Genomic DNA, 14,253 nt, shown 5'->3' on the forward strand with positions numbered 1-14,253 from the left:
ATGTCCACGCCGAACGACCGGGTCGTCGAAGCACTCCGTGCCGCCATGAAGGAGTCCGAACGGCTCAAGCGGCAGAACCAGGAGTTGCTGGCCGCGTCGACGGAGCCGATCGCGATCGTGGCCATGAGCTGCCGGTTCCCCGGCGGCGTCCGCTCCCCGGAGGCCCTCTGGGACCTGGTGGCGAACGGCGGGGACGCCATCGGGCCGTTCCCCGCCGACCGCGACTGGGACCTCGAAGCGGTCACCGGCGCCGGCGTCGACGAGCGCGGCATGAGCGTCAGCCAGGCCGGCGGTTTCCTCGACGGCGTCGCCGACTTCGACGCCGGGTTCTTCGGCATTTCGCCGCGTGAGGCGGTGTCCCTGGACCCGCAGCAGCGGCTGCTGCTGGAGGTGTCCTGGGAGGCGATCGAACGGGCCGGGATCGACCCGAAACGGTTGCGGGGCAGCAAGACCGGCGTGTTCGCCGGGACGAACGGCCAGGACTACGCCTACCTGATGGTCCGCTCGCTCGCCGACGCGGACGGCTCGGTCGGCACCGGGATCGCCGCGAGCGCGATCTCCGGCCGGCTCGCGTATTCGCTGGGGCTGGAAGGCCCGGTCGTCACCATCGACACGGCGTGTTCGTCGTCGCTGGTCGCGGTGCACCTCGCCGCGCAGGCGCTGCGGGCGGGGGAGTGCTCGCTGGCGCTCGCGGCCGGCGTCAACGTGATGTCGACGCCCGGTTCGCTCATGGAGTTCAGCCGTCAGGGCGGCCTCGCCGGTGACGGCCGCTGCAAGGCCTTCTCCGACGACGCCGACGGCACCGGCTGGTCCGAAGGCGTCGGCGTCCTGGTGCTGGAGCGGTTGTCCGACGCGCAGCGCCTCGGCCACGAGGTCCTCGCCGTCGTCCGCGGCACCGCCGTCAACTCCGACGGCGCGTCGAACGGCTTCACCGCGCCGAACGGCCCGTCGCAGCAGCGTGTCATCCGCCAGGCCCTCGCCAGTGCCGGACTGGCTGCTTCGGACGTCGACGTCGTCGAAGCGCACGGCACCGGCACGAAACTCGGCGACCCGATCGAGGCCCAGGCCCTGCTGGCCACCTACGGCCAGGACCGCGAGACGCCGCTGCTGCTGGGGTCCGTCAAGTCCAACATCGGCCACACCCAGGCCGCGGCCGGGGTCGCCGGGATCATCAAGACCGTCGAGGCGATCCGGCACGGGGTCGTGCCGCAGACCCTGCACGCCGCCGAGCCGTCGTCCCATGTGGACTGGAAGTCCGGCAGCGTCGTTCTCGCCGCCGAGCAGACGCCGTGGCCGGAGACCGGCCGCCCGCGTCGCGCCGGTGTGTCGTCGTTCGGCGTCAGCGGCACCAACGCCCACGCGCTGATCGAGCAGGCCCCGCCCGCGCCGGTCGCCGAGGAGACGCCGCGAGCCTCGATTCCCGTGCCCTGGCTGCTGTCCGGCCGCACTCCGGCCGCGCTGCGGGCCCAGGTCGCTCAGGTGCTCTCGGCCACCGAGGACCGTGAACCCCTGGACGTGGCGTGGTCGCTGGCGACCACCCGCTCGTCGTTCGAAGAGCGGCTGTCGGTCGTCGGTAGCGACCCGCGGGCCGCCCTGGCGTCCTGGCTGGACGACGGTGAAGCCGCTGGAGTGGTCACCGGCTCGGCCGACCAGCCCCCGGCCCTCGCCTACGTCTTCTCCGGGCAGGGCGCGCAGTGGCTCGGCATGAGCCGCACCCTCGCCGCCCGGTTCCCGGTCTTCGCCGACGCCCTGTCCGCGACGCTCGACCTGCTCGACCCGCGCGTCCGCGAGGTGCTGGCCGGTGCCGACACCGGTGCCCTCGACGAGACCGGGCACGCCCAGCCCGCGCTGTTCGCCGTGGAAGTGGCCCTGTTCCGCCTGCTGGAGTCCTGGGGCGTGCGGCCCGACTTCGTCGCCGGGCACTCCGTCGGCGAGATCGCCGCGGCGCACGTCTCCGGCGTGCTGTCCCTGAACGACGCCTGTGTGCTGGTCAGCGCGCGCGCCCGGCTGATGCAGGCGCTGCCCGCGGGCGGCGCGATGGTCGCCGTGCGCGCGTCCGAAGACGACGTCCGGCCGTACCTGGGCGACGACGTCTGCGTCGCCGCGGTCAACGGGCCGACGTCGGTCGTGCTGTCCGGTGCCGAGGACGCCGTGCTCGCCGTGGCCGAGCGGTTCGACCGGCCGCGCCGGCTGGCCGTGTCCCACGCCTTCCACTCGCGGCTGATGGACCCGATGCTGGGCGACTTCCGGCAGATCGTCACCGGCCTGAGTTTCGCCGAGCCGGTGCTGCCGTTCGTCGCCGGCGGCGACGTCACCTCGGCCGAGTACTGGGTGAGCCACGTTCGCGAACCGGTCCGCTTCGGCGACGCCGTGCGCCGCCTCGCCGAGCGGGGCGCGACGGTGTTCGCCGAGCTGGGCCCGGCCGCCGTGCTCACCCCGCTGGTCGGCCTGACCGCCGACGACGTCACCGCGATCCCGGTGCTGCGCAAGGACCTCGACGAGCCCGAGACGCTGACGGCCGCGCTCGCCGCCCTGCACACCGCGGGCGTCCGGATCGACTGGACGGCGTTCTTCGCCGGCACCGGCGCGCGGCCCGTGGCCCTGCCGACCTACCCGTTCCAGAGCGAGCGGTACTGGCCGTCCACTGTGGACGCCGTCGCCGACGCGGCCGGGCTCGGCCTCACCCCGGTGCAGCACCCGCTGCTCGGCGCGTCGCTCACCCTCGCCGAGTCCGACGGCCTGCTGCTCACCGGCCGGCTGTCCGCGCGCACCCACCCGTGGCTGACCGACGCGCGGTTCCCCGGCAGCGGGTTCCTCGAGCTGGCCCTGCGGGCCGGGCTCGACCTGGGCTGCGACCTGGTGGAGGAACTCACCCTCGGCGCGCCGCTGGAGCTGGCCGCCGACGACGCCGTCGACCTGCAGCTGTCGGTGGGGGAGCCGGACGCGACCGGCCGCCGCCGCCTCGACATCCACACCCGGGCCGCCGGGTCGGTCGTCGGCAGCTGGGTCCGCCGCGCCGAAGGCGTGCTCGCCACCGGCGGGCACCACGAAGACTTCGCCACGGCCGAGTGGCCGCCGGCCGCCGCCGAAGAACTGACGTCGGACGTCCCGGAGCTGCGCGGCCTGTGGCGCCGCGGCGACGACGTGTTCGCCGAGGTCGCCTTCGGCGAGGACGACACCACGGCGTTCGGGCTGCACCCGCGGCTGCTGGAGAGCGCGCTGCACGCGGCCGGCCTGCGCGGCTACCCGGCGCGGTGGACCCGCGTGACGCTGCACGCCGCGGGCGCGGCCCGGGTGCGCGTCCGGATCCGCCACGGCGAGGACGGCGTTTCGCTGGCCATGGCCGACGCGGCCGGGCAGCCCGTCGCGTCGGTCGGATCCGTCCACGCGGAAGACGTCGGCACCGTGACGTTCACCGGTGCGGACTCGCTGTTCGAGCCGCGCTGGGCGCCGGTCGTGCTCCCGCCGGACGCCGTCGTCGTCACCGACCTGACCGGCCCGCTCGCCGACCTGGCCGACGTCCCGGCCGTCGTCACGGCCCGGCTCACGGCGTCGGACCCCCTGGACGGCTTGGCGACGCGCGCTTTGGTGCTGGCCCAGGAGTGGCTGGCCGACGAGCGTTTCGCGCACGCCCGGCTGGCCTTCGTCACCGAAGGCGCCGTGGCCACCGAGGACGGCGAGCCGATCCACGACCTCGCCGCGGCGGCCGTCTGGGGCCTGATCCGCACCGCCCAGGCCGAGAACCCCGGCCGGTTCGTGCTGGTGGACATCGACGCCGAGACGTCGGCCGACGCCGTGGCGCGGGCCCTCGCGCTCGACGAACCGCAGCTCGTGCTGCGCGGCGACGACGTCCGCGCGGCGAGACTCGCCCGAGCCCGGATGACCGGCGCCGAAGCGCGCGCGTGGAACCCGGACGGCACTGTCCTGATCACCGGCGGCACCGGCGGCCTCGGCGCGGAACTCGCCCGGCATCTGGTGCGCGAGCACGGCGTCCGGCACCTGCTCCTGCTCAGCCGTCGCGGCCCGGCCGCCCCGGGCGCGCAGGACCTCCGCGACGACCTGGCCGCCCTCGGGGTCGACGCCACCGTCGCCGCTTGCGACGTCGCCGACCGTGCGGCGCTCGAAACCGCTCTCGCCACGATCCCGGCCGAGCACCCGCTCACCGCCGTCGTGCACGCGGCCGGCGTCCTCGACGACGGCGTCGTCACCGCGCTCACCCCCGAGCGGCTGACTCGTGTCCTGACCGCCAAGGCCGCGTCCGCGTGGCACCTGCACGAGCTGGCCGGCGACGTCGCCGCGTTCGTGCTGTTCTCGTCGGTCGCCGGGATCATGGGCGGCGCCGGGCAGGGCAACTACGCTGCCGCCAACGCCTTCCTCGACGGCCTCGCCGCCCACCGCCGCGCCACCGGCCGGCCCGGGATCTCCCTGGCGTGGGGCTCGTGGGCCGTCGAAGGCGGCATGGCCGGCTCCCTGTCGGAGGCCGACCGCGCGCGGATGGCCCGCACCGGCATGCCGCCCCTCGAACTCGACCACGGCCTCGCGCTCTTCGACACCGCGCTGACCCTGCCGCACGCGCTCGTCGTCCCGGTCGCCGTCGACCTCGCCGCGCTGCGCCTGCTCGACGAGCTCCCGCCACTGCTGCGCGGCCTGGTCGGCGGCACCCGCCGCTCGGCCGCCGTCGCCACCTCCGCGGCCGCCGGCGACCTCGCCCGCGGCCTGCGCGAGCTGACCGAGGCCGACCGGCTCACCGCCGTCGTCGACCTCGTCCGCAGCCGCGCCGCGACCGTGCTCGGCCACGCCGACGTCACCGCCGTCGGCGCCGGGAAGTCGTTCTCCGACCTGGGTTTCGACTCGCTGACCGCGGTCGAGTTCCGCAACAAGCTGGCCGCCGTCACAGGCCTGCGCCTGCCCGCGACGCTCGTCTTCGACCACCCGACCCCGACGGCCGTCGCGCGGTTCGTGCTGGGCGAGCTGTTCGGCGCCCGCGGCGTCGACGACGTCGTGGCGAACACGGGCGCGCTCGCGGACGACCCGGTCGTCGTGGTCGGCGTCGCGTGCCGTTTCCCCGGCGGCATCGCGAACCCCGAAGACCTGTGGGACCTGGTCGCCTCGGGCGGCGACGCCGTCTCGGGCTTCCCGGTCGACCGCGGCTGGGACGTCGCCGCGCTCGCCGCCTCCGACACCCGCGCCGGGGGTTTCCTCTACGACGCGGCCGAGTTCGACGCGGGCTTCTTCGGCATCTCGCCGCGTGAAGCGATGTCGATGGACCCGCAGCAGCGCCTGCTGCTGGAAGTGTCGTGGGAGGCGTTCGAACGCGCCGGCCTCGACGCCACCGGCCTGCGCGGCTCCCGGACCGGCGTCTTCGTCGGCACCAACGGCCAGTCCTACTCCGACCTGTTCCTCACCGCCGACGTCGACATGCGCGGCCAGACCGGCACCGGCATCGCCGGCAGCGTCGTCTCCGGCCGCCTCTCGTACGTGCTGGGCCTGGAAGGCCCGGCGATGACCGTCGACACGGCGTGTTCGTCGTCGCTGGTCGCGATGCACCTGGCCGCCCAGTCGCTGCGGTCGGGGGAGTGCTCCCTCGCGCTCGCCGGCGGCGTCACCGTGATGGCCACCCCCGGCGGGTTCGTCGGCTTCAGCGGCCAGAACGGCCTCGCCCCGGACGGCCACTGCAAGGCGTTCTCCGACGACGCCGACGGCACCGGCTGGTCCGAAGGTGTCGGCGTCCTGGTGCTGGAACGCCAGTCCGACGCCCTCCACAACGGCCACCGCATCCACGCCGTGCTCCGCGGCTCGGCCGTCAACCAGGACGGCGCGTCCAACGGCCTGACCGCCCCGAACGGCCCGTCGCAGCAGCGCGTGATCCGTCAGGCCCTGGCCAACGCGGGACTGTCCACTTCGGACGTCGACGTCGTCGAGGCGCACGGCACCGGCACGGTGCTGGGCGACCCGATCGAGGCCCAGGCACTGCTGGCCACCTACGGTCAGGACCGGGAAACCCCGCTGTTGCTGGGTTCCATCAAGTCCAACTTCGGGCACACCCAGGCCGCCGCGGGTGTCGCGGGCATCATCAAGATGATCGAGGCGATGCGGCACGGGACCGTGCCGCCGTCGCTGCACGTCGGCGAGCCGTCGTCCCATGTGGACTGGACGGCGGGCGCCGTCGAGGTCGTCTCCGAAGCTGTCGGCTGGCCGGTCGCCGACCGTGCGCGTCGTGCGGGCATCTCGTCCTTCGGCATCAGCGGCACCAACGCGCACGTCATCATCGAGGCGCCCGAGCCCGTCGCCGAGCCGGACACCGAACGCCGTGAGCTGTCAGTCGTGCCGTGGATCGTCTCCGGCAAGACCGAAGCCGCCGTCGCCGCGCAGGTCGCCCGGATCACCGAGACCGGCCTCGACCGTCTCGACGTCGGGCACTCGCTCGTCACCACCCGCGCGAGCTTCCCGCACCGCACCGTCCTCCTCGCCACCCCCGACGGCGTCCGCGAAGCCGCCACCGGGGCCGCCACCGCGACACCGTCGGTCGCGCTGCTGTTCACCGGCCAGGGCTCCCAGCGGCTCGGCATGGGCCGGGAGCTGCACGCCGCGTCGGCGCCGTTCGCCGCGGCCCTCGACGAGGTGCTCGGCCACCTCGACCCCGGCGTCCGCGACGTCCTCTGGGGCGACGACCCGAGCCTCCTGGCCGAGACCGGCTGGGCCCAGCCCGCGCTGTTCGCGATCGAGATCGCGCTGGCCCGTCTGGCCGAGGCCCACGGCGTCCGGCCCGCGCACGTCGCCGGCCACTCGATCGGCGAGATCGCCGCCGCGCACATCGCGGGCGTGCTGTCGCTGGCCGACGCGGCCACCCTGGTGACCGCCCGCGGCCGCCTCATGCAGGCCCTGCCGCGCGGTGGCGCGATGGTCGCCGTCGAAGCGTCCGAATCCGACGTCCGCCCGCTGCTCACCGACGGCGTCTCGCTCGCCGCCGTCAACGGCCCGCGCTCGGTCGTGCTGTCCGGCGTCGAAGCCGACGTTCTGGCCGTCGCCGGCCGGTTCGCGAAGTCCAAGCGGCTCAAGGTCAGCCACGCCTTCCACTCCGGGCTGATGGACCCGATGCTCGACGAGTTCCGCGAGGTCGTCTCGACGCTGACCTTCGCGCAGCCGCGCATCCCGTTCGTCACCACCGGCGACGTCACCTCGCCGGAGTACTGGGTCCGCCACGTCCGCGACACCGTCCGCTTCGCCGACGCGCTGGGCCGGCTCACCGAGGCCGGCGTCACCGCGTTCCTGGAGGTCGGCCCGGACGGCGTCCTCTCCGCGATGGTCGACGCGCCGGACGCCGTCGTCACGCCGTTGCTGCGCAAGGACCGCCCGGAGCCCGACGCCGTGCTCGGCGCGCTGGCCCGGCTGCACGTCGCCGGAGTCGACGTCGACTGGACGCCGTGGTTCGCCGGCACCGGCGCCCGGACCGTCGACCTGCCCACCTACGCCTTCCAGCGCCAGCACTACTGGCCCAGCGTGACGCCGGGCCGCGGCGCCGTCGAGCGCCTCGGCCTCACCCCGGCCGGGCACCCGCTGCTCGACTTCGCCGTCGACCTAGCCGACTCCGGCGGCGTCGTCTTCTCCGGCCTGCTGTCCCTGGCCGGGCAGCCGTGGCTGGCCGACCACGTCGTCGGCGGGCACGTGCTGTTCCCCGGCACCGGCTTCCTCGACCTCGCCGTCCGCGCCGCCGACCAGGTCGGCTGCTCGGCCGTCGAAAGCCTCACCGTCGCCGCGCCGCTGTGGCTGCGCGAGCACGAGCCGACCCTGCTGCAGGTGACCGTCGGCGGCCCCGACGACGCGGGCCTGCGCGAGCTGACCATCTCCTCCCGCGGCACCGACCCGCACGCCGAGTGGACGCAGCACGCCGCCGGCGTCGTCGCGGTCGGCGAACGCCCGGCCGCCACGGTCGGTGACTGGCCACCGGCCGGCGCGGCCGAGGTGGACGTCACCACGCTGTATAACGAACTAGCCGACAACGGTCTGGAATACGGCCCGGCATTCCGCGGACTGGTCAAGGCCTGGCACGACGGCGAAGACCTGCTCGTCGAAGCCGCGCTGCCCGAGGACGGCGACGCGTTCGGCCTGCACCCCGCGCTGCTCGACTCGGTGCTGCACGCCATCCACCGGCTCGACTCGATCGCCCCCGGCCTGCCGTTCGCCTGGTCCGGCGTCTCCCTGCACGCGACGGGCGCGACCCGGATCCGCGCCCGGATCACCCCGGTCGACCAGGAGTCGGTCGCGATCGCCGTCGCCGACGAGACCGGCGCGCCGGTGCTGTCGGCGGAATCCCTGCAGCTACGGGAAGCCACGCCTCGCAGCGCCGACGACGAGTCGCTGTTCCAGACCACCTGGGTCCCGGCCGCGCTGGCCAAGGACGCCCCGGCGGGCACGTGGGCGCTGCTCGGCGACGACCCGCTGCTGGCGCCGGTCGCCCGGCGCTGCGCCGACCTGGAGCAGGCCCTTTCCCTCGAACCGGACGTCCTGCTCGTGCCCGTCGCGGGTGACGGCGACGTCCTCACCGCCGTCCGTGAGGTCACCGCGCGGGTCCTTTCGGTGCTGCAGCACGCTTTCACCGACGAGCGCGCCGGCCGGATCGTCTTCGTGACGCGCGGTGCCGTCGCCGTCGACCCGGGCGACCGGATCGGCGACCTCGCCGCCGCCGCGGCCTGGGGCCTGATCCGCTCGGCGCAGTCCGAGCAGCCCGACCGCTTCGTCCTGGTCGACCTGGAACCCGGCGCGGCGCTGCCGGGCACCGGCTTCGTCGTCTCCGGCGAGCCGCAGTTCGCCGTCCGCGGCGAAAGCATCCGCGTCGCCCGGCTCGGGCGCCTCGCCGGCAACGGCGACATCCTGCCTCCCGCGGTACCGGCGTGGCGGCTCACCGCCGGTGCCGCGGGGATCGACGGCCTCACCGCCGAAACGTGCCCGGAGGTGCTCGACGACCTCGGACCCGGCGAGATTCGCGTCCGCGTCGAGGCCGCCGGCCTCAACTTCCGCGACGTGCTCAACGTCCTGGGCATGTACCCCGGCGAAGCCGGCAAGCTCGGTGCCGAGGGCGCGGGCGTCATCGAGGCCACCGGCCCCGGCGTCGACCCGGCCCGCGTCGGCGAGCGCGTCTTCGGCATGATGCCGGGCCCGTTCGGCCCGTACACCACCCTCGACGCCCGGTACGTGGCTCCGGTGCCGGCCGGGTGGTCCTCGCGGACCGCCGCGTCGGTGCCGCTGGTCTTCCTCACCGCCTACTACGCGCTCGTCGACCTGGCCGACCTGCGGCCGGGCGAGAAGATCCTGATCCACGCGGGTGCCGGCGGTGTCGGCATGGCCGCGATCCAGCTGGCCCGCCACCTCGGCGCCGAGGTCTTCGCGACGGCCAGTTCCGGCAAGCAGCACGTCCTGCGGGAGCTGGGTGTCGCCGACGACCACATCGCCTCCTCCCGGACCCTGGACTTCGAAGCCGCCTTCCGCCGGGTCACCGGTGGCCAGGGCGTCGACGTCGTGCTCAACGCCCTGGCCGGCGACTTCGCCGACGCGTCGCTGAACCTGCTCGCCGACGGCGGCCGGTTCCTCGAGATGGGCAAGACCGATGTCCGCGACGCCGCCGCGCTGAGCCGGATCCGCTACCGCGCGTTCGACCTCGGCGAGGCTGGCCCCGACCGGACGCAGGAGCTGCTCGGCGAGCTGCTGCGGCTCTTCGGCGACGGCGTGCTCACACCGTTGCCGATCCGCAGCTGGGACCTGCGCCAGAGCGCCGCCGCGTTCCGGTTCATGAGCCGCGCGCGGCACATCGGCAAGATCGTGCTGACGCTGCCGCCGCGCTGGGACCCCGAAGGCACGCTGCTCATCACCGGCGGCACCGGTGGCCTGGGCCGCGAGCTGGCCCGCCACCTCGTCGCCGGTTACGACATCCGGTACCTCGTACTCACCAGCCGCCGTGGCTCGGACGCGCCTGGCGCCGCGGAACTCCGCGACGAGCTGACCGCTTTGGGGGTCGACGTCACGGTCGAGGCCTGCGACGCCGCCGACCGCGACCAGCTCGCCGCCGTGCTCGGCCAGATTCCCGCTGAGCATCCGCTCAAGGCGATCGTGCACACCGCCGGTGTCCTCGACGACGGCGTCGTCGCGTCGCTGGACGCCGACCGGCTCGACCACGTGCTGCGGCCCAAGGCCGACGCCGTCGTCCACCTCGACGAGCTGACCCGTGAGGCCGACCTGGCCGCGTTCATCGTGTTCTCCTCGGTCGCCGGCACCGTCGGCTCGGCCGGGCAGGGCAACTACGCCGCCGCCAACGCGTTCCTCGACGCCTTCGCCGTCCACCGCCACGCCGAAGGCCGCGTCGCGACCTCTCTGGCCTGGGGCGGCTGGGAAACCGGCATGGTCGGCACGCTGAGCGACGCCGACCGCGAGCGGATGGCACGCGGTGGCGTGCCGCCGCTGACCGTCGAGCACGGCATGCGGCTGTTCGACCGCGCCACCCGTTCGCCGAGCGCCGTCGTCGTCCCGATGCGCGTGGACATGACGGCCATGCGCGCCCAGGGCGAATTGCCGTGGCTGTTGCGCCCGGTCACCCAGCCCGGCCGCCGCCGTGCCGGCGGCGACGCCGAGCACGTCCGCGGTTCGCTGCGCGAGCAGCTCGCCGGGATGCGCGAGCCCGAGCAGCTGCGCGTGCTCACCGGCCGGGTCGTCGCCGAGGTCGCGACCGTGCTCGGCCACGCGCCGGAGAACGTCGACACCACCGGCGAATTCCGCGAACTGGGCTTCGACTCCCTGACGGCGGTGGAGTTCCGCAACCGGCTGGCCGGCGTCACGGGCCTGCGGCTGCCGTCCACGCTGGTCTTCGACTACCCGACACCGGTAGCGGTGGCCGGGTTCGTGCTGGGCGAGCTGGTCGGCGCCCGCGGCGCCGACGCCGTCGTGACGGCCGCAGCCGTCGAAGGCGACCCGATCGTGCTGGTCGGGATGGCGTGCCGCTTCCCGGGCGGCGTGACCGGCCCCGACGAGCTGTGGGACCTGGTGGCGTCGGGCGGCGACGCCGTCTCGGGCTTCCCGGCCGACCGCGGCTGGGACGTCGCCTCCCTCGCCGGGAGCGACACGCAGGCGGGCGGGTTCCTCTACGACGCCACCGAGTTCGACGCGGGCTTCTTCGGCATCTCGCCGCGCGAAGCGGTCGCGATGGACCCGCAGCAGCGCCTGCTCCTGGAAGTCTCGTGGGAGGCGTTCGAGCGGGCCGGACTGGACGCGTCGACGTTGCGCGGCTCCCGCACCGGCGTCTTCGTCGGGACGAACGGGCAGTCGTACTCCGACCTGCTGATGAGCACCGACGCCGAGCTGCGCGGGCAGACCGGCACCGGCATCGCCGGGAGCGTCGCATCAGGCCGCCTGTCGTACGTGCTGGGTCTCGAAGGCCCGGCGATGACAGTGGACACGGCGTGTTCGTCGTCGCTGGTCGCGCTGCACCTGGCCGCGCAGTCGCTGCGCTCCGGCGAGTGCTCCCTCGCGCTCGCCGGTGGTGTCACCGTGATGGCGACGCCGGGTGGGTTCGTGGGCTTCAGCGGCCAGAACGGCCTGGCGCCGGACGGCCGGTGCAAGGCGTTCTCCGACGACGCCGACGGCACCGGCTGGTCCGAAGGCGTCGGCCTGCTCGTGGTCGAGCGTCAGTCCGACGCGATCCGCAACGGCCACCGGATCCTCGCCGTGGTGCGCGGGTCCGCGGTCAACCAGGACGGCGCGTCGAACGGCCTCACCGCCCCGAACGGGCCGTCACAGCAGCGGGTCATCCGCCAGGCCCTGGCCAACGCGGGACTGTCCACTTCGGACGTCGACGTCGTCGAAGCCCACGGAACGGGCACAGTGCTGGGCGACCCGATCGAGGCTCAGGCCCTGCTGGCCACCTACGGCCAGGACCGGGAAACGCCGCTGCTGCTGGGTTCGATCAAGTCGAACTTCGGCCACACCCAGGCCGCCGCCGGCGTGGCCGGGATCATCAAGATGGTCGAGGCGATGCGGCACGGGATCGTGCCGAAGTCGCTGCACGCCGGTGAACCGTCGTCCCATGTGGACTGGGAGGCCGGCGCCGTCGAGGTCGTGGCCGAGGCCACCGACTGGCCCGCGGCGGACCGCGCTCGCCGCGCCGGGATCTCGTCGTTCGGCATCAGCGGCACCAACGCCCACATCATCATCGAGGCCCCCGACGTGACGCCGGAGGTGCCGCGCGAGACCCCGGCCGCGACCACCGTGCCGCTGCTCGTCTCCGGCCGGACCGAGGACGCCCTCCGCGCCCAGGCGGGACGGCTGCTGAGTGTCCTGGCCGACGACTCGAACCTGCTCGACGTCGCCTTCGCGGCGGCCACCACCCGCACGAGCTTCGCGCACCGCGCGGCGATCGTCGCCGACGAAACCGGCACCGCCGTCCGCGCGCTGCGGGCCCTCGCCGACGGTGAGCCCGCCGCGGGGGCGCTGACCGGCGAGACCGCGCACCAGCCCGTCCAGGCGTTCCTGTTCACCGGCCAGGGTGCGCAGCGGCTCGGCATGGGCCGCGAGCTGGCGGAGACGTACCCGGTGTTCGCCGAGGCCCTCGACGAGGTGCTGGCGTACTTCCACCCGGACCTGCGCGACGTCGTCTGGGGCACGGACGCGGGCGTGATCGCGGAGACCGGCTGGGCCCAGCCGGCCCTCTTCGCCATCGAGATCGCGCTGACCAGGCTCCTGGACTCGTGGGGCATCCGCCCCGACTACGTGGCCGGCCATTCGATCGGCGAGATCGCCGCCGCGCAGGTCGCCGGGGTGCTGTCGCTGGCCGACGCGTGCGCGCTGGTCTCGGCGCGCGGCCGGCTGATGCAGGCGCTGCCGGCCGGCGGCGCCATGGTCTCGGTCGAAGCGTCCGAAGCGGACGTTCGCGCGGTGCTGGCCGACGGCGTCGACATCGCCGCGGTCAACGGGCCGCGCTCGGTCGTGCTGTCCGGCGTCGAAGCCGCCGTGCTCGACGTCGCGGCGCGGTTCGAGAAGGCCAAGCGGCTCAAGGTGAGCCACGCGTTCCACTCGCACCTGATGGACCCGATGCTGGCGGAGTTCCGCCAGGTCGTCTCGGCCCTGAAGTTCGCGCAGCCGCAGCTGCCGGTCGTCGCGTCCGGGGACGTGACGTCGCCGGAGTACTGGGTCGAGCACGTGCGCGCCACCGTCCGCTTCGGCGACACCGTCGGGAAGCTGGCCGACGCCGGGGTCACGACGTACGTCGAGGTCGGGCCGGACGCCGTCCTCACCGGCCTGGTCGACGTGCCCGGCGCGACCGCCGTCCCCGTCCTGCGCCGCGGCCGGGACGAGCGCACCGCCGTCGCCACCGCCGTCGCCGCGCTGCACGTCGCCGGCGTCCGGATCGACTGGACCGCGTGGTTCGCCGGTACCGGCGCCCGGCCCGTCGACCTGCCCACCTACGCCTTCCAGCACCGCCGTTACTGGCCGGAAGCGGCCGTCCGCGCCTCGACCGGTGACGACGCCTTCTGGGCCGTCGTCGAAGGCGGCGACCTCGCCGAGCTGGCCGCCGACCTCCAGGTCGACGCCCCGGCCCTGGAAACCGTCCTGCCCGCGCTGTCCGCCCTGCGCGCCCGGCGGCAGCGTCAGTCCCTTGTGGACGGCTGGCGCTACCGCGTCGAGTGGCGTCCGCTGGACGCGACCCCGGCGACGGCGGGGGAGCGGCTGGTCCTGATCCCCGCGTCCCACATCGATGATCCGTGGGCGCGGCAGGTCGCCGACGCCCTCGGCACGACCGTCGAAATCCCCGCCGGCGCCGACCGCGACACGCTCGCCGACCTCCTGCGCGACCAGGTCACCGGCCTCGTCGTCTCGCTGCTCGCCCTCGACGAGTCCGCGGGCCTCACCGGCAACACCGCCCTCGTCCAGGCCCTCGACGACCTCGGCGCGGACGCCGTCCTCTGGTGCGTCACGCGCGGCGCCGTCACCATCGGCCCGGCCGACCGCCTCACCGCGCCGGCCCAGGCCGCGACCTGGGGCCTCGGCCGCGTCGCGGCCCTCGAATACCCGCGCCGCTGGGGCGGCCTCGCCGACCTGCCCGCCGAGCTTGACGCGCGGCTGCTCACCCGCTTCGCCGGGGCCCTGGAAGGCGACGACGACCAGATCGCCGTCCGCGCCTCCGGCGTCTACGGACGTCGGCTTGCTCCGGCGGCGGCCGCGCCTTCGCCGTGGCAGCCCCGCGGCACCGTCCTCGTCACCGGCGGTACC

At 74.7% G+C, this 14,253-nt stretch carries 1 protein-coding gene (cut by a window edge); it reads left to right on the top strand.

Annotated features, from left to right (window positions below; all coding sequences use genetic code 11):
- Positions 1–14,253 carry the 5' portion of a type I polyketide synthase gene (locus MUY22_RS36295; RefSeq protein WP_247051687.1) on the top strand. 11,220 nt of this gene lie beyond the right edge of the window, so only the first 14,253 of its 25,473 coding nucleotides appear in the window; it begins with the start codon at positions 1–3; its stop codon lies beyond the right edge, outside the window.

Source organism: Amycolatopsis sp. WQ 127309 (genome assembly GCF_023023025.1).
Classification (GTDB): Bacteria; Actinomycetota; Actinomycetes; order Mycobacteriales; family Pseudonocardiaceae; genus Amycolatopsis.